The organism is Bradyrhizobium sp. SZCCHNRI3043, from assembly GCF_032377735.1.
Taxonomy (GTDB): domain Bacteria; phylum Pseudomonadota; class Alphaproteobacteria; order Rhizobiales; family Xanthobacteraceae; genus Bradyrhizobium.
Map to the genome: position 1 here is coordinate 184,814 of NZ_JAUHID010000007.1, position 24,064 is coordinate 208,877.

The window sequence follows — 24,064 nt, forward strand, 5'->3', positions numbered from 1 at the left end:
CGACGGCGGTGCGCTTGGCGCCCCCTCTCCAACTCTCCCCCGCAAGCGGGGGAGAGGGCGCAGCGGTGCGCGCAGCGGGCATGATCAGTCCAGCGTCGAATGATCCGTTCGACCTCTGATCACTGATCCAACTAATGAATTTCCATCATCCGACTAATAGCACCGCGCCGCGGCGATGCTGTGCAGGCGCCTATCTCCCAGCACATGCGCGATGAAGGCGCGCTTCGGAAACAGCTTGGCGAAGGCCGCGTCGCGCACGCTCAGGCCGCCGGCATAGGCGCCGAACGCCGGCATCACGGCGCGCTCGCCGTCGGAGACGAAGCAGCGTCGCTCCAAAGTGCGCGCCCGCGTCGCCACCCGCGCTTTGGGGTGCAGATGGCCGGCGATCTCTCCACGCGCGCCGGTCGGCTCGTGACGGAAGCTGATCGCGCCGACCGTGATCTCGTTGACCACCTCGCCGCCGATGCCGCACGGGGCCGGATCGTGGTTGCCCGTGATCCAGATCCAGTCGCGGCCGACCTGGAGGTTGGCGATGCAGGCGCGATCGTCACCGGTCAGGCGCGTATGCGCGTCGCGATCGTGAAAGCTGTCACCGAGCGCGATCACGGCGCGCGGATTGTAGTTCGCGACCACGGCGGCCAGCCGGTGCAAGGTCGCGGCGGTGTCGAACGGCGGCAGCAGCGTGCCGCGTGACGCGTAGCTCGAGCCTTTTTCCAGATGCAGGTCGGAAACGATGAGCAGGCGCTGCTCGTCCCATACCAGCGCGCCGGAGAGATCGACGCGCAGCGCGGTGCCGGCGACGTCCATCATTCCCGATGCGCAGACAGTCCCCCGCAAAGCCGCCTCGCTTCTCGATCTACCCCATCGCTTCCTTCACGAGTTCCTCGGCAGCTTCCGCCAGGAGCTCGTCAGCGGCCTCGCCATAGACGGATTCGCGGCCGATTTCCAGCATCACCGGCACCGCCAGCGGCGAGACGCGATCGAGTTCCCGATGGGTGATTCGTCCCTCGATGCGCTGGAGCATATCACCGAGCCGCTTCAGATCGAGCAGGCCGGTGGCGGCATCGGCGCGCGCGGCGCGCAACAGCATGTGATCGGGCTGATGCCGGCGCAGCACGTCGTAAACCAGATCGGTCGAGAACAGCACTTGGCGGCGGGTCTTCTCTTCGGTCGTCGAACGCCGCGCGATCAGGCCGGAGATGATCGCACAGGACCGGAACGTGCGTTTCATCAGCGCCGATTCGGCCAGCCACGCTTCGAGGTCGTCGCCCAGCATGTCCGGATCGAACAAGGCGGCGAGATCGAGCCGGCCTTGGCTGACCATCAACGACATGTCGCCCAGCCCCCACACCGCGAGCGCATATTCATTGGCGACGAAGCCGAGCGGCCGGACGCGCGCCCGCTCCAGCCTTCGCGTCAACAGCATGCCCAGCGTCTGATGCGCGAGCCGGCCCTCGAACGGATAGCAGACGAGATAATGCTTGTCGGAGCGCGGGAAGGTCTCGACCAGGAGCTCGCGGCGCGCTGGCACGCGCGACACGTCCTTCTGCAGCAACAGCCAGTCGCGCACCTGCTCCGGCAAGGCCGACCATGCGCGGCGATCATCCAGCAAGCCGCGGACGCGATCGGCGAGATAGGTCGACAGCGGAAACTTGCCGCCCATGTAGGACGGCACCTTGGGATCGGCATCGTTGGCGCGCGACACATACACCTGGTCCTCGGCCAGCGCCTCATAGCGCACGATCTCGCCACTGAACACGAACGTGTCGCCGAGCGTGAGCCCTTCGATGAACGCCTCCTCGATCTCGCCCAGCAGCCTGCCGCCGCGCGCGATCGCGCCGGTCGAACCGGCGCCGCCGCCGCGCGAGCGCACCAGCCGCACCTTCAGCATCGCTTCTTCCACGATGGTGCCGACGTTCAGGCGATAGCTCTGCCGCACCTTGGGATTGGCGACGCGCCAGCGTCCTTTTGCATCCTGCTTGATGCGCGCGAAGCGCTCATAGGTCTTCAGCGCGTAGCCGCCGGTGGCGACGAAATCGACGACATCGTCGAAATCCGCGCGCGACAGCGATGCATAGGGGGCCGCAGTGGTGACCTCCACATAGAGCTCGTCGCTGAGAAACGGCTCGGCGCAGGCGCAGCCGAGCACGTGCTGCGCCAGCACGTCGAGCGCGCCGGTGCGCAAGGGCGGCGTGTCCTGCGCATTGTCGGCGATGGCATCGATCGCGACCGAGCATTCCAGCACCTCGAAGCGGTTGGCCGGCACCAGCACCGCCCGCGAAGCCTCGTCGAGCCGGTGATTGGCACGGCCGATGCGCTGCATCAGCCGCGAACAGCCCTTGGGCGCGCCGACATTGATGACGAGATCGACGTCGCCCCAGTCGACGCCGAGATCGAGCGAGGAGGTGCAGACGACGCCGCGCAGCCTGCCTGCCGACATCGCATCCTCGACCTTGCGGCGCTGCGCCACGTCGAGCGAGCCGTGATGCAGGGCGATGGCGAGATTGTCGTCGTTGATGCGCCAGAACTCCTGGAACAGCATCTCGGCCTGGCTGCGGGTGTTGACGAACACGAGCGTGGTCTTGTTTCGCTTGATCAGCTCGTACATCTCGGCCAGCGCATGGCGCGCGCTGTGGCCGGCCCACGGCAGCCGCTCCTGCGTGTCGAGCATCTCGACCACCGGCGGCGCGGCGCCGCCGGCGACCACGACATCGGCCGCGGCTATGCCACCGCTCGGCTGCGGCACCAGGAAGCGCGCGAGCTGCTCGGGCTCGGCGACGGTCGCCGACAGGCCGATCATGCGCATGTCCGGCGCAAGCCGCCACAGCCGCGCCAGCGCGAGCGACAGCAGATCGCCGCGCTTGGAGGTCACCAGTGCATGCAGCTCGTCGAGCACCACGCGCTTCAGTGAGGAAAACAGAAACGGCGCATCGTCGGACGACAGCAACAGCGCCATCTGCTCGGGCGTCGTCAGCAAAATGTCCGGCGGATAGCGGCGCTGGCGCTGCCGACGCGACACCGGCGTATCGCCGGTGCGGGTCTCGACCTTGATCGGCAGGCCCATCTCCGAGATCGGCGCCTCGAGGTTGCGGGCGATGTCGACCGCGAGCGCCTTCAGCGGGGAGATATAGAGCGTGTGCAGGCCGGCGGGTCGCGGGATGCGGTTCGCCGTCTGCTTGCTCTTTTCCGTGTTCGCGAGTTCGACCAGTGCATTCGGCTCGGTGCCGGGTGCCACCATCGACACCGCCGCCGGAGGCCCCCCTCCCCGCCCCTCCCCCACAAGGGGGGAGGGAGTGGAGAGAGCGGATGGCTTGGCAAGAACAGAACGATGCTTCGGCGCGACGGCGGAGCCGAGCTCCACCAGGGTCGGCAGGAACCCGGCGAGCGTCTTGCCGGCGCCGGTCGGGGCGATCAGCAGCGCCGAGCGTTGCGCGCGAGCCTTCTCCAGCAGCGCCAGCTGATGCGCGCGCGGCGCCCAGCCGCGCGCCGCGAACCATTCGGTGAAATGGTCGGGCAAGGCGGCGCTGTCGTCAGGCGGGACTGGTGAGACGCGGGGCGGCACCGGGGGAAGGTAGGCAGTCGCCCGCGGTTCGTCGAGGGGCGGATAGGCGCCTTAGCCTTCACGGCTGCCGTGCCAGCCTATCCTGAAGCGCCAGCGCCTCGCCACGCTCCGCCGTCGTCCCCGCGAACGCAGGGACCCATACCGCGGCATCGGTGAGACGCATACTGCCAGTCATCGTCCCAACAAAGCCGGTGGTTATGGATCCCTGCGCCGCGTGCGCAATTGCGCACTAGGCAGGGACGACAGCGGAGTTTGAGGCTGCATCCCTCGCCACATCGTCATTGCGAGGAGCGAAGCGACGAAGCGATCTAGACTGCGTCCGCGGAGGAACTCTGGATTGCGTCGCTTCGCTCGCAATGACGAATGAGACCGCTGCCCCCTACTCCGTCATCGGCTTCTCGGAGATGCTCCAGTCCTTGCCGTCGAAGATCGAGATGTAGAGCGTCTTCATCGGCGTGTAGTCGTCCGGCGTGTAGGCATAGTTGACGCCGTCGAGGAAGAACGGCGAGTGGAAGCCGGCGAGTGTCGTGGCGTGCTTCAGCACGTTCTCGCGCGTCAGCGTATCGCCGCAGCGGCGCAGGATCTCGCCCATCGACACCGCCTGGCCGTAGCCGGCATAGGCGATGGTGTTGTCGGGATCGATGCTGGGCAGGTACTTGGCGCGCAGCGCCTCGAAGCCCTTCACGTCCGGATCGTCCTTCCACTGCGGCACGCCGGCGTCCTTGGAATAGCGGATCGCGACGATGCCCTTGGCATTCTCGAGGCCGGCGGCGGACAGGATCGAACGGCCGGTCGAGCCCGCCGACAGCAGCTGCAGCGGCTTCCAGCCGAGCTCGGCCACCTTGCGGATCGACTGCGACGAGGCCTTTCCCGTGCTGATGTTGTAGAACACGTCGGCGCCGGACTTCGACAAATTGATCAGCTGCGAGTCCACCGTCGGCTCGGTGAGATCATAGGTCTGCTCCATGATCACCTGCGCCTTGCCGCCGGCGTCGGCCAGCACCTTCTTGAACGGTCCCAGGAAGTCGCGGCCGAAATCGTCGTTCTGATAGAGGATGCCGATCTTGGCTTCCGGCTTCACGATCAGCACGTGCTTGGCGAGAATGCGCGCCTCGGTCGGATAGAGCGGCAGCCCCGCCATGGTCCATTTGTAGTTCTTCGGATCATTCCACTTCGAGGCGCCGGTGTTGAGCAGCAGCTGCGGCACGCCCTTGGAATTGAGGTATTTGTGCACGGCGGTCTGCGGCGCAGTGCCGAGCGAGCCGTACAGCGCCAGCACTTCGTCCTGCTCGACCAGCCGCCGCGTCGCTTCGACGCATTTCGGTGCGCTATAGGCATCGTCCATGGTCAAGAACTTGACCTTGCGCCCGTTGATGCCGCCCTGCTCGTTGAGCATCTGGAAATAGGCTTCACCCACCCGGCCGAGCACGCCGTACAGCGAACCGGGACCGGAATGCGGAATGGTCTGACCGATCTTGATCTCGGTGTCGCTGGCGCCGGCATCATATTTCTTCTCGGCAGCCCAGACATGGGGCGACGCGATGGATGAAGCGCCGATGGTCGCAAGCGCGGTGGCGCAGAAATCGCGCCGCGTCAGATGTTTTTTCATTTTTGTCTCTCCCTAGACTGCCGACATTTTTTGGCATCGGGAGAGCTGCGGCAAGAGCGAAGTTGCCGCATTGGACGCCGCGTGCAGCGCATTCAATAGCGTGTAGACTCAAGTCCCGACGGCGACCACGGCCAGCCCGCGCACCGGCAGCTGCTCCTCGGTGCGTGGCGACGCCGGCTCGAGATGGGCCAGCTTCAATCCCGCGGCCGCGATCACGCCACGGACATATTCCGCTCCATGGGCATAACGCAGCCCCTTCCCCATGATCACACCGTCGCCGTCATGGGTCTCAACGGTAAAGGTCAGCAGCCCGCCCGGCGCCAGCACACGTTGCGCCTCGCGCAACACCGGGCCGAGGTCGCCGACATAGACCATCGCATCGGCTGCGAGAATGAGATCAGCAGACGCAACGTCCTGGCGCTGCAGCCCTGCGGTCATGTCGTCGACCTCGAGCCCGGCATAGAGCCCGGTGGCGCGCGCCTCCGCGATCATGCCGGCCGACAGGTCGATGCCGATGAAGCTGTCGACGTTGCTGGCGAACGCCGCCGCACCCAGCCCGGTGCCGCAGCCGAGATCGATCGCGCGCTTGAAATAGGCCAGCTTGCGCTCGGCCGCGCGCACCGCGATCACCGCCTTGAACAGGATCGCGGGCGCGCGGTAGTGCAGCCGCTCGATCAGCTCGGTCTCGAAACGCGGCGCGTACTGGTCGAACAGCGACTGCACATAGGCCTTCGGCATGTCCGAGAGCGGCGCGGCGCCGAGCTGCATCAGACGCACAGCGGCACCGTGGCGGTCATCCGGATCGGCGACGCAGGCGTTCCGGAAGGCAGAGATTGCCTTGTCGGTTTCACCGAGCGCGATCCTGATCTTGCCGAGTTCGAACCAGGCCGAGGCGAAGCTGGGGGCGACCTCGATGGCCTGCTCCATCACCTCGGCGGCCGCGACCAGGTCGCCCTTCAATTGCAGGTCGCGGGCGAACTCGTAGCGGCGGTCGGCGATCAGATCGCCGGAGGACAGGAACAGGCGGTTGGGCATGGGAACCATCGTCGTCAATGCGGGCTTCTCATCGAGGAGATGGATGCGCGGGTCAAGCCCGCGCATGACGAGATGGAAACTGGCACGACCTGAAAACGCGTCTTGCGTGACCTATATGACCGGCATGCGCCCGCAAGACATCCTGCTGCCCGTTCCCTCCGGCCTGTGCTGCAAGGCCGGCGGCTTTCACATCGATCCCGTGCGCCCGGTCGAGCGGGCGCTGATCACCCACGGCCATTCCGATCATGCCCGTGCCGGCCACGGCGCCGTGCTGGCGACGCAGGAGACGCTCGACATCATGCGGCTGCGCTATGGCGAGAATTTTGCGGGCTCGATCCAGGCGATCGGCTATGGCGAGGAGATCAGGCTCGGCGACGTCACCGCGAGCTTTCATCCCGCCGGTCACGTGCTCGGCTCGGCGCAGATCAAGGTGTCCTGTGGCGGGACCTGCATCGTCGCATCCGGCGACTACAAGGATGCGCGCGATCCGACCTGCGCGCCGTTCGAGCTGGTACAATGCGACGTCTTCATCACCGAGGCGACGTTCGGCCTACCTGTGTTCCGTCACGGCGACGCAGCGCTGGAAGTGAACAAGCTGCTGGCCTCGGTGGCGCTGTTTCCCGACCGCGCGCATCTGGTCGGCGCGTATTCCCTCGGCAAGGCGCAGCGCGTGATCGCGCTGATCCGCGAGGCCGGCTATGAGCAGCCGATCTACCTGCATGGCGCGATGGAGAGGATCACGCGCTACTATCGGGACAAGGGAATCGCGCTGGGCGAGCTGAGGCCTGTGAAGGGCGTCAAGAAGGCCGAGCTCGCCGGCACGATCACGCTGGCGCCGCCGAGCGCGACCTCCGACCTGTGGACGCGGCGCTTTCCCGATCCCGTCACGGCCTTCGCCTCGGGCTGGATGCGGGTGCGCGCCCGCGCCCGGCAACGCGGCGTCGAGCTGCCGCTGGTGATCTCGGACCATGCCGACTGGGACGGGCTGACCGCCACCATCGCGGCGACCGGCGCAAGCGAGGTGTGGGTCACCCACGGCCAGGAGGACGCGCTGGTGCATTGGTGCCGGAGCAAGGGCCTGGCGGCCCGGCCGCTCGACCTGGTCGGCTATGGCGACGAGGAGGAGAGCGAGGTGGTGGCGACGGAGGACGCGGAGGCATGAACCGCTTCGCCGAGCTGCTCGACCGCCTCGCCTATGAGCCGGGCCGCAACAACAAGCTGCGCCTGCTGACGTCGTACTTCCGCGAGGTCGAGGATCCCGATCGCGGCTACGCGCTGGGCGCGCTGACGGGCGCGCTGTCGTTCAAGCACGCCAAGCCGGCGCTGATCCGCGAAATAATCGCCGCGCGCACCGATCCGGTGCTGTTCGCGCTATCGTATGATTATGTGGGGGATCTCTCGGAGACCGTCGCGCTGATGTGGCCGAAGGACAGGGCGCATCATCAGCAGCTCGTTCCTGGGTACCCCCCTCCCCACCCCTCCCCCACAAGGGGGGAGGGAGCGCTGGCGCGTTCGGAGTTGCTGTCTCGGGCTGCATCGAGCATCGCTCCCCCTTCACGTTTCCCGTCCCCCACAACCGCTCTCTCCATTCCCTCCCCCCTTGTGGGGGAGGGTCAGGGAGGGGGGGACCCCACGGGCGGTCTCACGAGGGACCCCGCACCCGGCCACAACAACCCGCCACCGCCGACGCTGACCGAGGTCGTCACCACCCTGCGCACCCTCGGCAAGACCGAGATGCCGCGGCAACTCGCGCAATGGCTGGATGAGCTCGACGAGACCGGGCGCTGGGCGCTGTTGAAGCTGGTCACCGGGGGCTTGCGCATCGGCATCTCCGCGCGGCTTGCCAAGACCGCAGCGGCCGCGCTCGGCGACAAGGACCCGCACGAGGTCGAGCTGATCTGGCCGGGGCTCGCGCCGCCCTATCTCGACCTGTTCGCCTGGCTCGAGGGCCGCGGCGACAGGCCGATCAACCGCGATCCCGCGCCGTTCCGCCCTGTGATGCTGGCGCATGCGGTCGAGGACGACGACTTCGCCGGCATGAACGCGGCCGACTACATCGCGGAATGGAAATGGGACGGCATCCGCGTGCAGGCGGTGAGCGGCCGCGAGGCGGATGGCCGCATCGTCACGCGGCTGTATTCGCGCAGCGGCGAGGACATCACGGGAAGCTTTCCGGACCTGCTGCCGTCGCTGCATCTGCCTGGCGCGCTCGACGGCGAGCTGCTGGTGGTGCGCGATCAGCGCGTACAGAGCTTCAACGTGCTGCAGCAGCGGCTGAATCGCAAGACGGTGTCGCCGAAGCTGATGAAGGAGTACCCGATCCACCTGCGGGCCTACGACCTGCTCGGCGATGAGGACAATGACCTGCGCGAGCTGCCGTTCGCCGAGCGCCGCGCGAAGCTGGAGGCGTTCATCAAGCGCCTGGACGATCCGCGCGTCGACCTGTCACCGACCATTGCGTTCGCGACCTGGGATGCGTTGAAGGCCGCGCGCGCCAATCCCGCCTCGGCCGGGGCCGGCGACGATGCCGAAGCGGTGGAAGGCGTGATGCTGAAGCGGCGCGACGCGCTGTATCTGCCGGGGCGTCCCAAGGGGCAGTGGTGGAAGTGGAAGCACGATCCGCACATCATCGACGCCGTGCTGATGTATGCGCAGCGCGGCCACGGCAAGCGCTCGTCCTATTACTCCGACTACACGTTCGGCGTCTGGACGGCGGGAGACGGCGGCGATCAGCTGGTGCCCGTCGGCAAGGCCTATTTCGGCTTCACCGACGAGGAGCTGCTGCAGATCGACCGCTTCGTCCGCCGCAACACCGCGGAGAAGTTCGGTCCCGTCCGCCACGTCGTGCACGAGCCCGGGCAGGGGCTCGTGCTCGAAGTGGCGTTCGAGGGCCTGCAGCGCTCGCCGCGGCACAAATCCGGCATCGCGATGCGCTTTCCGCGCATCAACCGGTTGCGCTGGGACAAGCCACCGCGCGACGCCGACCGGCTGGAGACGCTGGAGCGCATGCTGAAGAGCGAGACCCCGGCGTGACAGCGCGGGAACATTAAATGCCAGTAACCAGCTTGCGGCGGCGAGCCGGGTTCCCCACCTGCCCTGCCGTGCTTTATAATCGGGCTCGCGAATCCGACGAACCCGCCTGGAGACGATGACATGTCGAACGACATCAGGGACTATCCGGCCCGCGCCCGCAGCTCGGATGGCCTGTATCGCTTTCTCGGCGGCTCGCCGCTGTCGGTGGCGTTCCGGCTGGTCCTGCTGTCGATCCTGGTCGGCGTGGTGCTGTCGGCGATCGGCTTCGATCCCTTGAACATCCTGCACAGCATCCGGCTGCTGTTCATCCGGCTGTACGAGCTCGGCTTCGACGCCTTCAACTGGCTGTGGCGCTACTTCCTGCTCGGCGCCGTGATCGTGATCCCGATCTGGTTCCTGTCGCGGCTGTTCGCCCCGCGCGGCCGGTAGAGAGACGCAGCCGATGCAGCTCCGCTTCGTCGGCTGCGGTGACGCGTTCGGCTCGGGCGGCAGGTCCAACACCTGCTTCCATCTGACCGGCTTGCGCACCAATCTCCTGATCGACTGCGGCGCCTCGTCGTTACCGGCGCTGAAGCGGCTCGGCATCGCCTGCAACGATATCGAACTGATCCTGATCACGCATTTCCATGGCGATCATTTCGCCGGCCTGCCGTTCCTGCTGCTCGATGCGCAGTTTTCGCGCCGGACGCAGCCGCTGGTGATCGTCGGCCCGGCCGGCATCGAGGCGCGGCTGACGCAGGTGATGGAAGCGCTGTTCGAGCATTCGTCGCGCACGCCGCGGAAATTCGAACTGTCGGTGATCGAGCTCGCGCCTGAGCAGCCAACGCGCTTCGGCGCGGTCTGCGTGACGCCGTTTCCAGTCGTCCACGGCAATTCGGGCGGACCGTTTCTCGGCTACCGGATCGAGGCCGAGGGAAAGATCGTCGCCTACACCGCCGATACCGAGTGGACCGACAGCCTGATCCCGCTCGGCCGCGACGCCGACCTGTTGATCGCCGAGGCCTACACCTACGACAAGGCGGTGAAGAACCATCTCAGCCTCGCGGCGCTGGAGGCGCATCTCGGCGAGATCGGGCCGAAGCGGCTGGTGCTCACCCATATGAGCGACGACATGCTGGGCCGGCTGGACCGCATCGGCCATGTGGCCGCGCATGACGGCATGAGCATCGACCTCTAGCTGAGAGACGCGAAAGGCCGCTAAGACCAGGAGAGACGCGCGTGCCGCGCGCTTTGCCAATCCGCGAGACGTTCTTGACCGCTTCAGCGAAAATCACAACAGCGCAGGTGTTCGACATCGCGGGTCCCGCGATGATCGCCAACCTGACCACGCCGCTGATCGGCATCGTCTCGACCACGGCGATCGGCCGGCTCGGCGAAGCGGCCATGCTCGGCGGCGTCGCCATGGCCTCGGTGATCTTCGATTGCCTGTTCTGGCTGTTCGCCTTCCTCCGCGCCAGCACACTCGCCTTCACCGCGCAATCGCTCGGCGCCGGCGAGAGCGACGAGATCCTGATGGTCCTGATCCGCGGCCTGGCGCTGGCCGCGCTGATCGGCGTCACCCTGATCGCGCTGCAACTGCCGCTGGGCGCGATCATCTTCGACATCATGGGCGGCAGCGACGCCGTGTTGAGCGCGGCCCGCAGCTATTTCATCGTCCGGATATGGTCGGCGCCGCTGGCGCTCGCCAACTACGTGCTGCTCGGCTGGCTCGTCGGACTGGCCCGCGCACGGCTGGCGCTGGCCGTTCAGGTCGCGATCAACCTGATCAACATGGCCGCGACCATCCTGTTCGTCCAGATGCTGCAGGCCGGTATCGCCGGCGCGGCGATTGCCGCCGTGATCGCTGAGACGGTCGGTGTCGCGATCGGCCTGGTGCTGGCGCGCCGCTTGGTCAAAGCCGACGCCCGGATATCGCGCGCTGCGCTGCTCGACCGCGCCAAGCTGATGCACATGATGGCGGTGAACCGCGACATCATGATCCGCACCGCGGCGATGATCGTCGCCTTCCTGTTCTTCACCTCACAAGGCGCGCGTGCCGGCGACACGACGCTGGCGGCCAACGCGGTGCTGAACAATTTCCTGCTGGTGGCCGCGTTTTTCCTCGACGGGCTCGCCAACGCCGCCGAGCAGCTCTGCGGCTATGCGTTCGGCGCGCGCAACCGCGACGCCTTTTCCGGCGCCACAAGGCTGGTGCTCGCCTGGGGCTTCGGCTTCGCGCTCGCCGTCGCCGCGATCTTCGCGCTGTTCGGTCCGGTGCTGATCGACGTGATGACGGCAAACGATGCGGTGCGCCGCGCGGCGCGCGACTATCTGCCGTTCGTGGTGGCCTCGCCGCTGCTGTCGGTGTTCGCCTTCGCGTTCGATGGCGTCTATATCGGCGCCACCTGGGCGCGCGACATGCGCAATCTCATGGTGGCGGCGCTGATCGTCTTCCTCGGCATCTGGCTGGCGCTGCGCGGCTTCGGCAATACGGGCCTGTGGATCGCGATGCTCGGCTTCTACGCCGCCCGCGGCGGCTTCCAGGCCGCGCGCTATCCGGCGCTGCTGCGGGCGTCATTCGGGAAGAGCCCGACTCGACCGACAATGTGAGCTGTCATCGTCCGCGAAGGCGGGGATGAAGCCGTGCGTGAATGATGCGACAGCTCGGCTGCAACTAAACCGGCCAATCCTCGGCCGTGATCGTCGCGGCGTCGGCGCCGACGATCTCCGCCAGGGAGTCACGTCCCGTGCGCAGCAGCGTCGAGGTCAGGTCGGCTTTGATGCTCTCGACCAGGCCGAGGCCCTTGTAGACCAGCGAGGAATACAACTGGATCAGGCTGGCCCCGGCGCGGATCTTGGTGAGCGCGGCGCCGCCCGTGTCGATGCCGCCGACGCCGATCAACGGGAACGCGCCCTCGACGCGCACGAAGGTCTCGGCCACCATCCGGGTCGACAGCCGGAACAGCGGCCGCCCGGACAGGCCGCCCTGCTCCTTGGCGCGCAACTGCTCGCGCAGCGAGCTGGGCCGAGCGAGCGTCGTGTTCGACACGATCATGCCGTCGACGCCGCGCGAGCGCGCGACATGGACGACGTCATCGAGTTCGGCGAGGCTGAGATCCGGCGCGATCTTGAGCAGCACCGGGGTGTCGCCGGCCTTGCGGCGGATACGGTCGCGCGCCTCCAGCACCTTGGATAGCAGCTCGTCGAGCTGAGAAGCCTGCTGCAGGTTGCGCAGGCCCGGCGTGTTGGGCGAGGAGATGTTGACGGTGAAGTAGCTCGCCACCGGCGCGAAGGTCTCGATCAGCCGGACGTAATCGGCGACGCGGTCGGCCGAATCCTTGTTGGCCCCGACATTGACGCCGACGATGCCGCCCTGATGGGCGCGGCCGGCAAGCCGCCGCAACACGATTTCGGCGCCGTCATTGTTGAAGCCCATGCGGTTGATCACCGCCTCGTCGCGCTCCAGCCGAAACAGCCGCGGGCGCGGATTTCCGCTCTGCGGCCGCGGCGTGACCGAACCGATCTCGACGAAGCCGAAGCCGAGCCGCAGCAGCGCGTCCGGCACCTCGGCGTTCTTGTCGAAGCCGGCGGCCATGCCGACCGGATTCGGGAAGTTGAGCCCGAAGGCGCGCACCGCGAGCTTCGCATCGTCCGGTCGCGGCTTGATCGCCGGCAAGAGCTTCAGGCCCTGGATGGCGAGCCGGTGCGCATCCTCGGCGTCGAGCCAGCGGAGCAGCGGCAGCGAGAGCTGGTCGAAAGCGCGGATCACGGCTTCAGGTCCGGAATGTCGTGGCCGCCATCGGCACGGCTGTGCAACTGGTGAACGGCGGTCACGGCGCCGAGATCGAGTTCGCCATACAGATGCGGGAACAGCTCGTCGTTGCGCGAGCGCTCCCAGCGCAAGCCTCCACCCAGTGCATCCGCCTCGACCTCGACCAGGAACAGCGCGCTCTGCCCGAAAAAGTGCTTCCGGGCCGTCTCCGGCACCTGGGGGGCGGTCGAAAAATGGATGAACCCGTCGCGCAGATCGTCGGCGCTACCGCGGTACACGCCCAGCCGCTCCGCCTCGCGCCAGGCCGAAGCTGAGCAGATTTTGTAGATTTTGGGCACCTTCGCGCGGTCCTGGCTCGAGCTTGAGTTTGCTGATGTTTTCGGAGCGGTCGACCGTATCGGCAGGGGGCGGCGAACTCAAGCATCGTTTGCCCGGGACAGCCCGGCGGCCGCCCCGCTCAGGCTGCACCCGAGTGACTGCGAGTTCGCGAGGACGCAGCCGGTTCCTCAGCAAGGGTTAACCTGATTCGGTTTTCCTGTTGCGCGCGATTCGCAACCGATCATGCCCACGCTTGAACCTTTTGGAGATTGCCATGGACCGCCGCCACGTCTTGAAGGCTCTTGCGGGGCTCGCCCTCTGCCCCGCCTGCGCGACCCCGGGCTTCGCCGCCGAGGGCGCCCCGCATTGGAGCTATGAGGGCGCGACCGGACCGGCCAATTGGGGGGATCTCGATGCGGCCAACAAGGTCTGCGGCGTCGGCACCCAGCAATCGCCCATCGACATCGAGCACTCGACCCGGGCCCAACTGCCCAACTTCAAGCTGAGCTGGGCCAGGACCGCCGACACCATCGTCAACAATGGTCACACCATCCAGCTCAACTTTGCCGACGGCAGCAGCACCCTGAAGCTCGACGGCACCACCTACAAGCTGCTGCAGGTGCATTTCCATCGCCCGAGCGAGCATCAGATCGGTGGCAAGAACTATCCGATGGAGGCGCATTTCGTCCACCGCGCCGCGTCGGGCGGGCTCGCCGTGGTCGGCGTTCTCATGACCACCGGCCGGCCCAATCCCGCCTTCGCGCAGATCGTGGCGACGATGCCGGACAAGGAGGGTCCCGCGGTCAAGGCCGATCCGCGCATCAACCCCAACATGATGCTGCCGGCACGCCGCTCCTATTATCGCTATGCCGGCTCGCTGACGACGCCGCCCTGCTCAGAGGTGGTCGAATGGCTGCTGCTGAGCGAGCCGGTCTCGGTCGCGGAAGCGGACGTCGCGAAATTCGCCAAGCTGTATCCGATGAACGCGCGCCCGGTGCAGAAGCTCGACCGCCGCTTCGTGCTGCACGGGGTGTAGTTCGAATGGCCGCTTCGGACTGACGCGGTCGCCGAGTTCTCCGCTGTCGTCCCGGCGAACGCCGGGACCCAACCGCGGAATCTCAGTTGTCTTGCGAGGTGGCGGATATCCGTCACCTCACCTCGGCTCGTGGCTATGGGTCCCGGCCCAAGGCCGGGACGACACCGGTTTATGCCGTGACCAGCGCGGCACTCACGCGCTCCGCGCTAGCGCGCCGTCGATCATCGCCACCGCATTGTTCACGCCGTAGACCGCGACGAAGGAGCCGAAACGGGGGCCCTTCTCCTGGCCGAGCAGCACCTGGTAGAGCATGTTGAACCAGTCCAGCGACACGCCGGGGCGGCCATCCTTGCCTTTCTTGGCGTGGTCGAGGAACGGCTCGCGGCGGCCGATCTCGTAGACCACGTTCTGGATGTCCTCGGCCGTGGCCTCCGCCGGAAGATTGGACAGCGCATCGCGCAGATCCTGCAGCGCCACGCGCTCGCCCTCGGTCGGCTCGCGGAAGGTCTTGGTCGGCGCGACGAAGTCGCGATAGTAGTTGATGGCGTAGCCGACCATCGCGTCGAGCTTGGGATGCGTCTGCGGCGTCACGCCGGGCCGGTAGCGGCCGATGAAGCCCCACAGCGTCTCGGCATTCTCCGCGTTCGACGACGACACCAAGGTCAGCAGCAGTTGGAAGGTGACGGGCATGTCGGCCTTCGGCGGCTTTCCGGAATGAATGTGCCAGACCGGATTGCCGAGCTGCTGCTTGGCATCCTGCTTCCGAAAACCATCGAGGAACTGCTGGTAGTCGTCGACGTTGCGCGGGATGACGTCGAAATACAGCCGCTTCGCCGCCTTCGGCTCGCGATACATGAACAGCGACAGCGATTCCGGCGAGGCGTAGCGCAGCCATTCGTCGATGGTCAGCCCGTTGCCCTTCGACTTCGAGATCTTCTGGCCCTTCTCGTCGAGGAACAGCTCGTAATTGAAGCCCTCAGGCGGGGTGCCGCCGAGCGCCGCGCAGATCTTGCCCGACAGCTTCACCGAATCGATCAGGTCCTTGCCGGCCATTTCATAGTCGACGCCCAGCGCATGCCAGCGCATCGCCCAGTCCGGCTTCCATTGCAGCTTGCAATGGCCGCCGGTCACCGGAACGGTCATGCGCTCCTTGGTCTCCGGATCGTCGTAGGAGATGGTGCCGGCCTTGGCGTCGTGCTCGACGATCGGCACGTACAGCACGAGGCCGGTGCGCGGGCAGATCGGCAGGAACGGCGAGTAGCTCGCCGCGCGCTCCTCGCGCAAGCTCGGCAGCATGATCGCCATCACCTTCTCGAGCCGCTCCAGCATGCGCAGCAGAGCCGCGTCGAACTTGCCGGAGGTGTAGTAGTCGGTCGCGGAGGCGAACTCGTAGTCGAAGCCGAACCGGTCGAGGAAGGCGCGCAGCCGCGCATTGTTGTGAGCGGCGAACGACGGATATTCGTTGGAGAACGGATCCGGGATGCGCGACAGCGGCTTGCCCAGATGCGTGGCCAGCATGTCCTTGTTCGGCACGTTGTCCGGCACCTTGCGCAGGCCGTCCATGTCGTCCGAGAACGCGATCAGGCGGGTCTTGATCTTGTCCTCGGTGAGCACGCGGAAGGCGTGGCGGACCATGGTGGTGCGCGCTACCTCGCCGAAGGTGCCGATATGCGGCAGGCCGGACGGGCCGTAGCCGGTCTCGAACAGCACCTCGTCCTTGGGGTTCTTCTTCAGCCGGTTGACGATCGCTTTCGCCTGCTCGAACGGCCAGGCGTTGGATTGTTCGGCGAGCGCGCGCAAGTCGCTTGGGCTGGTTGGGACGAGATCGATCGTGGACATCGTGAAAAAGACTTCTCCGAAGACGTCAGTGCAAAACAGCGGTCATGATACCCGTCATTCCGGGGCGATGCGAAGCATCGAACCCGGAATCTCGAGGTTCCGGGTTCGCGTCTTCGACGCGCCCGGAACGACGGCAAGCGCTAGAACGGGCTGATCGAGAAGTAGCGCAGCCACAGGTCGGTGTAGCGGCCTTTTTCCCACACCCGGAACAGCGCCCAGTTCAGCGCCTGGCGCAAGAGGTCGTTGCCCTTGCGCACGGCGATGCCGACGCCCTCGCCGAAATAGCGGCTTTCGACGAAAGGTCCACCGGAAAAGGCGCAGCAATCGCCGGAATCGGTGCCATTGACCCAGAACGCCAGCGAGATGCCGTCGCCGAAGATCAGGTCGACCTCGGCCCGGCGCAGCGCCTGCCGCAGCGCCTCGTCGTTCGGATAGGTCTTGATCTCGGCGTCGGTGAACATCGCCTTGAGGTAGGCCTCGTGCGCGGTGCCGGCGACGGCGCCGATCTTCTTGCCCTCGAGAAATTCGGGGCGGATCTCGGTCATGACGGCATCGCGGCGGGACACGAAGCGAGCGGGCGCCCGGTAATATGGATCGGAGAAGTCGGCCCGCGCCCGCATCTGCGGCGTCACCGCGATCGAGGCGATGATCGCATCGCCCCGGTTCGAGGACAGCGCATCGAGCAGGGTTTCGAACCGGCGCATCTGGACGGTGCAGGTGACCTTGATCTCGTCGCAGATCGCCCGTGCCAGATCGACGTTGAAGCCGGCCGGATTGCCGTCCGGACCGGTGAAGTTGAACGGCGGATAATCGGTCTCGGTCAGGAAACGAATCACGGTGAGGCGCGACAAATCGGGCCGGTCGGGCCGGCGTCGCGGGTCCCAGAAGCCGGGGACGGCCTGCGGCGCCGCCTCGACGGCGGGCCGCACGGGCGCCTGGGCGCGCGCCTCCGAGCCGGCTGCGGCGAGACCGAAGCAGAGCAGCGCGCTGGCGATGGCGGCGCGGGCCGCAGGCGCGGATTTCACGGGCTTTGATAAGACGGTCTGCATCAGCGGTCCCGATGGTCAGCGCCTTATAGACCATCCCGGCGCAAATTCGAGGCTGGATTCGGCCCGGAGGCGGCTGCCCGGCTGGAGCGTCAACGCGCTCAGAGGTATTTCTTGAGATCCGCCGCCGCTTCCTCGGGCGTCCGCTTCAGGTTGAACGGCGCGACGAACCGGCCGTTGCGGTCCATCAGATACACCAAAGCGGTGTGGTCCATGGTGTAATCACCGTCCTTCAGCGGGACCTTCTTGGCATAGACCCGGTACTCGGTGAGAACCTTCGCCAGGACCTCGGGATCGCCGGTCAGACCCTTCAGATGCGGGTCGAAGCTGGAGAGGTAGTCCTTCATCGCGGCCGGATTGTCGCGCTCGGGGTCGACCGAGACGAAATAGGCGTTGACGCCGTCGGCGTCCTTGCCCATCGCGCGCAGCACCTCGGAGATCTCGAACAGCGAGGTCGGACAGACGTCCGGGCAATGGGTGAAGCCGAAGAAGATCAGGGTCGGACGGCCTTCAAGGCTCTTCTCGGTGACGACGGCCCCGCTCTGGTCGGTCAGCTGGAACGGTCCGCCGATCGCGGCCGGCGCCGCGATGTTTCGGCCGCCGCCCATGATGAGGAACATCAGCGACAGCCCGACCACGAGGCTGGCGGCAAAGGCTCCGACGATCACCAGGGGGCGGGTGGCATTGGATGGCATTGCGCGCTCCTTCATTGTCTCTCAGAAGCAGGCCTGCCAGCCGGCCGCGATCGTCTCGAAGAACACCGCGGTCCCGTACTGCACCCACATCGTCACGGCGCCGGCGACGAGCCCGATCGCCGCAACCCCAGCCACGATGGCCGAAGCGGAGGCCGAACGCCGGTCACCCGACGCGGACGGTATCTCTTGCGGCGCTGAAAGAGGCTGCATAATGACGTACTCATCGGGCGAGTGCTGGCCCGAGCGGCCCGCCCCTCGCGCTTCAGATAAGCCCCGCGGCCGGTCCAGGCAAGCGCCGCGGACGGGCAGCCGCTCACCCGAAACGGCCGGTGGCCGGCGTCATCAATGGGAGGCGGAGGCCTTGGCCGCGGCCGGCGAGATGGCCGGCGCATTGGGCGCGACATGCGAGGAGGCCGGAGAGGATGCCTGGGCATCCATATAGCAGGGCTTGTACATTGCCTGCAGCTCCTTGCCCTTCAGGAAGATCATCCGGGGCGTCAGGCCGCCGCGCTGGGTGATCCAGCGGCGGATCGGCGACGGGTACATCGAGTACAGCATCTGGGTCGCCTCGGGGTTGGTGACGGCGCGGCCGTTGGCGCCGAAATCCCAGGCGGCGTGGAATCCGAGATTGGCATGCGAGGTGACGCAGATCTTCTCGTGGGGGATCGCCCCGAGCACGATGGTGCAGGCCGAGGCGCAAAGCCCGTCGATGATCACATACTCACCGGAGGATCGCAGGCCCTGGTACTTGTCGACATAGGTTCCGATCCGGCCACCGCGGTCATCGGCGATCCGGACCACGGCCTGGCTGGCGCCGACCCCCGACAGCAACAGAACGACCGCAAGCAACCCCGTCCAGAATTTCATGTCGAGCCCCAGTTCAACCCGGCGAAACCGATCTGACCGACTTTGGTACGCGTCTTGTGATGCGCTTCTTCTGATGCTTGGACTGCGGCGGGACCTTGCGACCACGAGCCCATCCGCAGAACCGGAACGCGAAAGCCAAATCCAAATCGCAAATACAGCGTGTTTCGAGATCGTGTTTTTGTCCAGGACAGCGCGGTGACGAAAACCAAATTCACCGCGAGTGTTGCAAGCCCGCTGCACCAATGAGTCGCTACCACCGAAAATGGCCGAACGCTGGTTCCGGACATGGCGATGGCGCCACGAGCAAGGCAGAGGCCCGGCATGATTCGCCCATCGGCGCGGCAGCGGCGTCACGGCGGCACAAACGACACTCCGGAAAAGCCCGGTGGCCGAGCTTCCGCGCGACACACGCCCCGTTGCCCAGTGACGGCGGGACGCTCACCCCTCTCATCGCCGGCCCAGGGGCGCTCGTGCGATCACGATCGTGGGTGCGGGCTCCCGCCAGCCCTGGCTGGCATGGCCGAAATCCGGAGATGCGACCAATGCAATCACAAGTTTGGACCGTGCCGAGCCCCGCCCCGCAAGCGGGCGCGGCAGGATCACTCCCAGCACCGCGCCGTCTGATCGCGAGATGGAGCGAGGTCCGGCCGATATCGCGCTGGCAGCCGGGAGGACGATCTGCCTCCCGACGCCCTCGGCCCCCGTGAAGTTAACTAATTATCGGGCAACCGAATCCGCGCTCCAAACGTGACCAGCGGCGCATCGGCGGCGCTGAGCTGGATCTGCCGCTCCGGCACCTCCTGATAGCTGCCGTCTTCAATCTTTCTTAATTCATATTGCCAGACCGTTAACGTCTCGCCGCGCGCGAGCGCATCGCGGATGCGGCTGGCGCCGCGTCCCGGCAGCTTGACGAGGTCGTCGCGCATCATGCCGATCATCGTCGGGCGCTCGCCGCGATGCAGCTCGAAGAACACCATGCGATTGGGCTTGTCCTGCGGCTTGAGCACGGTATCCGCCGTGAACAGCACCAGACAGATTGCGACGGCAATCCACTTCCAAGTGTCGGACATCATGAGACGCATTCCCCGCACCGCCTCCGCGCGTGGAGTAGTCCTCGCGCAAACAGGCGGCAACTTACAGTTCTGTCATTCCGGATGAGATGACGTTCGACGTAATCGATTCGCTGCGCGCCGGGCGCGATGATGGGCTCCTCATCGTTCACAACATGGAGAGCACCGATGACCAACCCAACCGAGATCGCCGAGAGCTACATCGCGCTGTGGAACGAACGCGATGCCGCGCAGCGTGGTGCATTGCTTGCACGTCACTGGACCGCGGATGCGCTCTATGTCGACCCGCTGATGCGCGGCGAAGGACGCGATGCGGTGGATGGCCTGGTCGCGGGCGTGCAGCAGCGCTTTCCCGACTTCCGCTTTCGCCTGATCGGCTCCGCGGACGGCCACGGTCATCATCTCCGCTTTTCCTGGGAGCTCGGCCCCGAGAAGGCGGAAGCCCCGATCCAGGGCACGGATTTCGTCGAGCTGGCCGACGGCCGCATCCAGCGCGTCACCGGGTTTCTCGACAAGGTCCCGCAGGGCGCCTGACGGACGTCCCGTTCCGCCCCGGCTTCCGCAGTGCGGTCGGCCTGCCGCGATGGCCGGGCTCCCATGCGCAGACGCACGACCTGTCTCGTGGTGATTGCGCTACGTCAACGTCGGATCCGGTCCGCCGCTGCAGAGCTTCTGCTTCGCGACGAGTTCAGGATCGCCGGAGACGGGCGTGCAGCAGTCAAATCCCATCGATGATCACGCCATGGCGGCCGGCACGCTGGCCGCCATCACCACCTTGCCCGAACTCTGGCGCTGGCGCGTCGAACGGAGCCCGGACAAGCAGGCCTACCGACATTTCGACGCAGGAAGCGGCCGATGGGCGAGCTTCCGCTGGCGCGAGATCGATCTCGTCGTCGACCGCTGGCGGCGGGCGCTTGCGGCCGACGGCTTCGCCCAAGGTGAGCGTGTCGCCATCCTGATGCCGAACGGAATCGCGCATCTCGCCATTGACCAGGCCGCGCTCTCGCTCGGCCTGGTGCCGGTACCGATGCATGCCGTCGATAACGCCGACAGCATCGCCTACATCCTCGCCGATTCCGGTGCCCGGCTGCTGCTGGTCGATTCGGACACACGCTGGGATGAGATCGCAGCGGTCCGCGAGGCCCTGCCCGACCTGCGGCGGATCGTCTGCGCCGACCGGCGAACGACCCAGCCGACCGGCGATCCGCGCCTCGTCGATCTGGAGGCGTGGTTGAACGCAGCCGGCAACGCCACGCTTCCCGGCCCCCGGGTCGCCATCGCGCCGCACGACCTCGCCGCCATCGTCTACACCTCGGGCACGACGGGCCGGCCAAAAGGCGTGATGCTGTCGCACGACAACGTCGTTTCCAACCTCAAGGCCATCCATCAGCGGCTGGCGGCCGATACCGACGACGTATTCCTGTCGTTCCTGCCGCTGTCGCACACGTTCGAGCGCACCGCGGGCTACTACTACCCGATCGCCATCGGCGCCTGCGTCGCCTATGCGCGCTCGGTGAAGCAGCTGTCCGAAGATCTGGTGGAGGTCCGTCCGACCATCCTGATCTCCGTGCCGCGCATCTATGAGCGGATCTACTCGGTCATCATGCATCACCGCGCGATCGCAAACCCGCTCGAACGGGCGCTGCTCGACCTGACCACCACGATCGGCGGCCGGCGCTTCGATGCGCAGCATGGGCGCGGGACGAGACTCTCGGCGTTCGACCGTATCGCGTGGCCGCTGCTGCAACGCCTGGTCGCCGCCAAGATACTGGCTCGATTCGGCGGACGGCTGCACGTCGCCGTGAGCGGCGGCGCGCCGATCGCCGAGCCGGTGGTGCGGCTGTTCCTGGCGCTCGGGCTCGAGGTGCTGCAGGGCTACGGCATGACCGAGACATCGCCCGTCGTCAGCGTCAACACGCCTGACGACAACGACCCTCGCACCGTCGGCCGCGCCCTGCCGGGCATCGAGGTGCGCATCGGCGACAATGACGAGTTGATGGTGCGCGGCCCGAACGTGATGCTCGGCTATTGGCACCGGCCGGAGGAGACAGCCCGCACCAAGGAAGCCGACGGCTGGCTGCACACCGGCGACCAGGCCCGCATCGACGGCGGACGCATCACCATCACCGGTCGGATCAAGGACATCCTCGTCACCTCGACCGGCGAGAAGATCGCGCCCGCCGATCTGGAGACCGCGATCCTGACCGATCCGCTGTTCGAGCAGGCCATCGTGATCGGCGAGAACCGGCCGTTCCTGACCGCGATCGTCGTGCTCAACGCCAACGGCTGGGCTGAGCAGCAGGCGAGGCTCGCGGCGCACGGCCAGCGCGGCACCGAGGCCGAAGCGGCCTCTCTGCTGCGCCACATTGCGCGAGCCGCGAAGGCCTATCCGTCCTACGCGACGCCGAAGGCGGTGCATTGGACCTTGGAGCCGTGGACCGTGCAGGAAGGCCTGATCACGCCGACGTTGAAGAACAAGCGTCCGGCGATCGAGCGGAGCTTCGCGAAGGAGATCGAGGCGATCTATGCAAAACGCGCGGCAGCTTTGCGGCCATCGGCTACCGTACGAAGCTGATTTTGCAGAGCGTAGCAGCAGGACATTGCGGCATTGGAGCGGGCGAAGGGAATCGAACCCTCGTATGCAGCTTGGGAAGCTGCCGTTCTACCATTGAACTACGCCCGCGTTCGCCAATGCTTAGCCGAGACCATGCGTTTCGCCAAGCGGCTTGTTGCCGCGACACCGCCAGGCCCAAGGGTTGGGGGAGGCAACAGTTCTGCACCGGCCTGATCTCCGGATCGTGATCGGCCGCGACCGCCGGCTCCGGAACGGATCGGGCCGGTCGCGCTTTTGCCCGTTGGAGGCGGCGCCCCTCGCTGCTTCGCCGCGCCGTCAAGGTCCTGGGAGCTCACATCATGCAGAGCCACAGCCCCGCGTCTCAGACCGCAACCTCGAAAGCCCTCGCCATCATGTCGGGCCCGTCGGCGCTCGACCTTTACACCCTCGGCTGCGGTCTATTCCTGGCCGTCGCGCCCTGGCTGTTCGGCTTTGTCGGCAGCGCCGGCCGGATCGATGCTGCGTTGGCGGGGGCTGCCGTCGTCGTGCTCTCGCTCGGCGGCCTCCTGGCGTTTGCCGATTGGGAGGAGTGGCTGAAGGTCGCGCTTGGATTGTGGCTGATTGCAGCTCCGTGGCTGCTCGGGTTCGTGCATACGTCGGCGATGCATGTCAGCATCACGATCGGGATCGCCGTGACCTTCCTGAGCCTGCTCGAACTGTGGCTTGCGCATGATCCTGATTTTGCTGGCGATAGACCTACATTGGTGAGCCAGCCGTAGCGCCTCTGGTCGATCGCACCTCGCCTGCGCGCTGCGCCGCATTTCGTGATCGCGATGCCGATGACAGAGATCGCAGGCAGCGATCGCAACGGGACGCTTGACAACCATCACCCAAATCAGGGCAAACCCGCCCCGGTCACGCCGCGCTGTTAACACTTTGTAAACAAAGTTGATGCGGGCGATCGTGACGATGATATGATGTGGCGTGGGGTTGGGGTGGCGTCATGGGGCGTGGGTATACGATCTTTGATACGGCCCTCGGCCGTTGCGGCATTGCGTGGAGCGATGCCGGAATCACCGGCGTACAACTGCCGGAAGCACGGGAAATCGAGACGCGGCGGCGCCTGTTTCGCCAATTTCCCGAAGCGCGGGAGCAACGCCCGTGTTCGAATATTGAACTCGCCATCGAAGGCATCACCGCCATGCTGCGAGGGCAGGAGGTCGACTTCTCCGATGTCGTGCTCGATCTCGGCGGCGTGACACCATTCAACCAGCGCGTCTATGATTGCATTCGTGCCATTCCGCGCGGCGAGACGCGCAGCGCCGACGCGATCGCAGACGAACTGCACGTTCCCAAGGCGCTGAATTCGATCGCGCAGGCGCTGAGCAAGAATGCGCTCGTGCTGATCGTTCCCTGTCACCGCGTGCGCGACATCGGCAACGGCCTCGACAAGCCGTCGCCCAACAGCGGCGTCATCTCCAAGCGGCGGCTGCTGTCGCTCGAAGGCGCACGGCCTCATGCGGGCCTGACGTTGTTCGACGCGTTTCTCGCGGTCGACCGGCCGCGCGCGTCGTAAGCGGGCGCCTCGCTGCGCGCGATATTATCTCGGACGCAGCCCTCCTCTTTCATCCGCAATGCGCTAGATTTGC

At 66.4% G+C, this 24,064-nt stretch carries 23 protein-coding genes and 1 tRNA gene; 10 read left to right on the forward strand and 14 right to left on the reverse strand.

The genetic code is table 11. The features are described 5' to 3' along the window. Positions 1 to 153: 153 nt before the first annotated feature. The 4 genes from pdeM to QX124_RS17150 form a co-directional block, all read right to left on the reverse strand. Positions 154 to 807, reverse strand: coding sequence for a ligase-associated DNA damage response endonuclease PdeM (pdeM, locus tag QX124_RS17135; protein WP_315797831.1), 654 nt, complete (start codon positions 805 to 807; stop codon positions 154 to 156). Between the two features lie 49 nt (positions 808 to 856). After that, on the reverse strand, positions 857 to 3,562 hold the full coding sequence (locus QX124_RS17140) for a ligase-associated DNA damage response DEXH box helicase (RefSeq protein WP_315797775.1): 2,706 nt from the start codon (positions 3,560 to 3,562) through the stop codon (positions 857 to 859). 379 nt (positions 3,563 to 3,941) lie between these two features. After that, positions 3,942 to 5,171, reverse strand: coding sequence for an ABC transporter substrate-binding protein (locus tag QX124_RS17145; protein WP_315797776.1), 1,230 nt, complete (start codon positions 5,169 to 5,171; stop codon positions 3,942 to 3,944). Positions 5,172 to 5,279: 108 nt separating this feature from the next. Further along, complete coding sequence (locus QX124_RS17150) at positions 5,280 to 6,206, reverse strand: methyltransferase domain-containing protein (RefSeq protein WP_315797777.1); 927 nt, start codon at positions 6,204 to 6,206, stop codon at positions 5,280 to 5,282. 115 nt (positions 6,207 to 6,321) lie between these two features. On the opposite strand from QX124_RS17150, the gene QX124_RS17155 reads away from it, so the two are divergent. The 5 genes from QX124_RS17155 (at position 6,322) to QX124_RS17175 (ending at position 11,828) form a co-directional block, all read left to right on the forward strand. Continuing rightward, positions 6,322 to 7,368 carry a ligase-associated DNA damage response exonuclease gene (locus tag QX124_RS17155; RefSeq protein ID WP_315778391.1) on the forward strand — a complete coding sequence of 349 codons (1,047 nt, stop codon included), beginning with the start codon at positions 6,322 to 6,324 and terminating at the stop codon, positions 7,366 to 7,368. Continuing rightward, positions 7,365 to 9,239, forward strand: coding sequence for an ATP-dependent DNA ligase (locus QX124_RS17160; protein WP_315797778.1), 1,875 nt, complete (start codon positions 7,365 to 7,367; stop codon positions 9,237 to 9,239). The genes QX124_RS17155 and QX124_RS17160 overlap by 4 nt, the downstream gene beginning before the upstream one ends. Positions 9,240 to 9,359: 120 nt before the next feature. Then, positions 9,360 to 9,668, forward strand: a complete 309-nt coding sequence (locus QX124_RS17165) for a DUF6460 domain-containing protein (RefSeq protein WP_315735819.1) — start codon at positions 9,360 to 9,362, stop codon at positions 9,666 to 9,668. 13 nt (positions 9,669 to 9,681) lie between these two features. Continuing rightward, positions 9,682 to 10,416: an MBL fold metallo-hydrolase gene (locus QX124_RS17170; protein WP_315797779.1), complete on the forward strand. Its 735-nt coding sequence runs from the start codon at positions 9,682 to 9,684 to the stop codon at positions 10,414 to 10,416. 107 nt (positions 10,417 to 10,523) lie between these two features. Further along, on the forward strand, positions 10,524 to 11,828 hold the full coding sequence (locus tag QX124_RS17175; protein ID WP_315784846.1) for an MATE family efflux transporter: 1,305 nt from the start codon (positions 10,524 to 10,526) through the stop codon (positions 11,826 to 11,828). A 64-nt stretch (positions 11,829 to 11,892) separates the two neighbouring features. Here QX124_RS17175 and QX124_RS17180 read toward each other — a convergent pair whose 3' ends face one another. Both QX124_RS17180 and QX124_RS17185 read right to left on the reverse strand, forming a co-directional pair. Further along, on the reverse strand, positions 11,893 to 12,987 hold the full coding sequence (locus QX124_RS17180) for a quinone-dependent dihydroorotate dehydrogenase (protein WP_315735815.1): 1,095 nt from the start codon (positions 12,985 to 12,987) through the stop codon (positions 11,893 to 11,895). Then, positions 12,984 to 13,328 (reverse strand): DUF952 domain-containing protein, encoded by a 345-nt coding sequence (locus QX124_RS17185; RefSeq protein WP_315778374.1) that lies wholly within the window; start codon positions 13,326 to 13,328, stop codon positions 12,984 to 12,986. The genes QX124_RS17180 and QX124_RS17185 overlap by 4 nt, the downstream gene beginning before the upstream one ends. A gap of 254 nt (positions 13,329 to 13,582) precedes the next feature. On the opposite strand from QX124_RS17185, the gene QX124_RS17190 reads away from it, so the two are divergent. Further along, positions 13,583 to 14,344 (forward strand): carbonic anhydrase family protein, encoded by a 762-nt coding sequence (locus tag QX124_RS17190; RefSeq protein WP_315784809.1) that lies wholly within the window; start codon positions 13,583 to 13,585, stop codon positions 14,342 to 14,344. 192 nt (positions 14,345 to 14,536) lie between these two features. On the opposite strand, the gene QX124_RS17195 is transcribed toward QX124_RS17190, so the two are convergent. The 7 genes from QX124_RS17195 to QX124_RS17225 form a co-directional block, all read right to left on the reverse strand. Beyond that, positions 14,537 to 16,183 (reverse strand): lysine--tRNA ligase, encoded by a 1,647-nt coding sequence (locus tag QX124_RS17195; RefSeq protein ID WP_315797780.1) that lies wholly within the window; start codon positions 16,181 to 16,183, stop codon positions 14,537 to 14,539. 140 nt (positions 16,184 to 16,323) lie between these two features. Beyond that, the gene (locus QX124_RS17200) at positions 16,324 to 17,232 is read right to left on the reverse strand and encodes a transporter substrate-binding domain-containing protein (RefSeq protein WP_315797781.1); all 909 of its coding nucleotides are present in this window, start codon (positions 17,230 to 17,232) and stop codon (positions 16,324 to 16,326) included. A gap of 98 nt (positions 17,233 to 17,330) precedes the next feature. Then, positions 17,331 to 17,924 (reverse strand): SCO family protein, encoded by a 594-nt coding sequence (locus QX124_RS17205; RefSeq protein WP_315735806.1) that lies wholly within the window; start codon positions 17,922 to 17,924, stop codon positions 17,331 to 17,333. Positions 17,925 to 17,945: 21 nt separating this feature from the next. Continuing rightward, the gene (locus QX124_RS17210) at positions 17,946 to 18,134 is read right to left on the reverse strand and encodes a hypothetical protein (protein ID WP_315735804.1); all 189 of its coding nucleotides are present in this window, start codon (positions 18,132 to 18,134) and stop codon (positions 17,946 to 17,948) included. Between the two features lie 132 nt (positions 18,135 to 18,266). Beyond that, positions 18,267 to 18,791: a hypothetical protein gene (locus tag QX124_RS17215; RefSeq protein WP_315735802.1), complete on the reverse strand. Its 525-nt coding sequence runs from the start codon at positions 18,789 to 18,791 to the stop codon at positions 18,267 to 18,269. Continuing rightward, positions 18,788 to 19,078 (reverse strand): hypothetical protein, encoded by a 291-nt coding sequence (locus QX124_RS17220; RefSeq protein WP_315797782.1) that lies wholly within the window; start codon positions 19,076 to 19,078, stop codon positions 18,788 to 18,790. The genes QX124_RS17215 and QX124_RS17220 overlap by 4 nt, the downstream gene beginning before the upstream one ends. 426 nt (positions 19,079 to 19,504) lie before the next feature. Then, the gene (locus QX124_RS17225) at positions 19,505 to 19,864 is read right to left on the reverse strand and encodes a hypothetical protein (RefSeq protein ID WP_315735798.1); all 360 of its coding nucleotides are present in this window, start codon (positions 19,862 to 19,864) and stop codon (positions 19,505 to 19,507) included. 165 nt (positions 19,865 to 20,029) lie between these two features. On the opposite strand from QX124_RS17225, the gene QX124_RS17230 reads away from it, so the two are divergent. Together QX124_RS17230 and QX124_RS17235 are read left to right on the forward strand one after the other, a co-directional pair. Beyond that, the gene (locus QX124_RS17230) at positions 20,030 to 20,395 is read left to right on the forward strand and encodes a nuclear transport factor 2 family protein (RefSeq protein ID WP_315797783.1); all 366 of its coding nucleotides are present in this window, start codon (positions 20,030 to 20,032) and stop codon (positions 20,393 to 20,395) included. Positions 20,396 to 20,570: 175 nt separating this feature from the next. Next, the gene (locus tag QX124_RS17235) at positions 20,571 to 22,436 is read left to right on the forward strand and encodes an AMP-dependent synthetase/ligase (protein WP_315797784.1); all 1,866 of its coding nucleotides are present in this window, start codon (positions 20,571 to 20,573) and stop codon (positions 22,434 to 22,436) included. Positions 22,437 to 22,470: 34 nt separating this feature from the next. Here QX124_RS17235 and QX124_RS17240 read toward each other — a convergent pair. After that, positions 22,471 to 22,544: transfer RNA gene (locus tag QX124_RS17240), tRNA-Gly, on the reverse strand. A 230-nt stretch (positions 22,545 to 22,774) separates the two neighbouring features. On the opposite strand from QX124_RS17240, the gene QX124_RS17245 reads away from it, so the two are divergent. Continuing rightward, complete coding sequence (locus QX124_RS17245) at positions 22,775 to 23,194, forward strand: SPW repeat protein (RefSeq protein WP_315784822.1); 420 nt, start codon at positions 22,775 to 22,777, stop codon at positions 23,192 to 23,194. A gap of 224 nt (positions 23,195 to 23,418) precedes the next feature. Next, the gene (locus QX124_RS17250) at positions 23,419 to 23,991 is read left to right on the forward strand and encodes a methylated-DNA--[protein]-cysteine S-methyltransferase (RefSeq protein WP_315757628.1); all 573 of its coding nucleotides are present in this window, start codon (positions 23,419 to 23,421) and stop codon (positions 23,989 to 23,991) included. Positions 23,992 to 24,064: the final 73 nt, after the last annotated feature.

What these genes read in the sequence shown, in the direction of transcription:
- pdeM (WP_315797831.1), bottom strand. Translation starts at nt 807, where the DNA reads ATGGACGTCGCCGGCACCGCGCTGCGCGTCGATCTCTCCGGCGCGCTG.
- QX124_RS17145 (WP_315797776.1), bottom strand. Translation starts at nt 5,171, where the DNA reads ATGAAAAAACATCTGACGCGGCGCGATTTCTGCGCCACCGCGCTTGCG.
- QX124_RS17150 (WP_315797777.1), bottom strand. Translation starts at nt 6,206, where the DNA reads ATGCCCAACCGCCTGTTCCTGTCCTCCGGCGATCTGATCGCCGACCGC.
- QX124_RS17155 (WP_315778391.1), top strand. Translation starts at nt 6,322, where the DNA reads ATGACCGGCATGCGCCCGCAAGACATCCTGCTGCCCGTTCCCTCCGGC.
- QX124_RS17160 (WP_315797778.1), top strand. Translation starts at nt 7,365, where the DNA reads ATGAACCGCTTCGCCGAGCTGCTCGACCGCCTCGCCTATGAGCCGGGC.
- QX124_RS17165 (WP_315735819.1), top strand. Translation starts at nt 9,360, where the DNA reads ATGTCGAACGACATCAGGGACTATCCGGCCCGCGCCCGCAGCTCGGAT.
- QX124_RS17170 (WP_315797779.1), top strand. Translation starts at nt 9,682, where the DNA reads ATGCAGCTCCGCTTCGTCGGCTGCGGTGACGCGTTCGGCTCGGGCGGC.
- QX124_RS17190 (WP_315784809.1), top strand. Translation starts at nt 13,583, where the DNA reads ATGGACCGCCGCCACGTCTTGAAGGCTCTTGCGGGGCTCGCCCTCTGC.
- QX124_RS17195 (WP_315797780.1), bottom strand. Translation starts at nt 16,183, where the DNA reads ATGTCCACGATCGATCTCGTCCCAACCAGCCCAAGCGACTTGCGCGCG.
- QX124_RS17200 (WP_315797781.1), bottom strand. Translation starts at nt 17,232, where the DNA reads ATGCAGACCGTCTTATCAAAGCCCGTGAAATCCGCGCCTGCGGCCCGC.
- QX124_RS17205 (WP_315735806.1), bottom strand. Translation starts at nt 17,924, where the DNA reads ATGCCATCCAATGCCACCCGCCCCCTGGTGATCGTCGGAGCCTTTGCC.
- QX124_RS17210 (WP_315735804.1), bottom strand. Translation starts at nt 18,134, where the DNA reads ATGCAGCCTCTTTCAGCGCCGCAAGAGATACCGTCCGCGTCGGGTGAC.
- QX124_RS17215 (WP_315735802.1), bottom strand. Translation starts at nt 18,791, where the DNA reads ATGAAATTCTGGACGGGGTTGCTTGCGGTCGTTCTGTTGCTGTCGGGG.
- QX124_RS17220 (WP_315797782.1), bottom strand. Translation starts at nt 19,078, where the DNA reads ATGTCCGGAACCAGCGTTCGGCCATTTTCGGTGGTAGCGACTCATTGG.
- QX124_RS17225 (WP_315735798.1), bottom strand. Translation starts at nt 19,864, where the DNA reads ATGATGTCCGACACTTGGAAGTGGATTGCCGTCGCAATCTGTCTGGTG.
- QX124_RS17230 (WP_315797783.1), top strand. Translation starts at nt 20,030, where the DNA reads ATGACCAACCCAACCGAGATCGCCGAGAGCTACATCGCGCTGTGGAAC.
- QX124_RS17245 (WP_315784822.1), top strand. Translation starts at nt 22,775, where the DNA reads ATGCAGAGCCACAGCCCCGCGTCTCAGACCGCAACCTCGAAAGCCCTC.
- QX124_RS17250 (WP_315757628.1), top strand. Translation starts at nt 23,419, where the DNA reads ATGGGGCGTGGGTATACGATCTTTGATACGGCCCTCGGCCGTTGCGGC.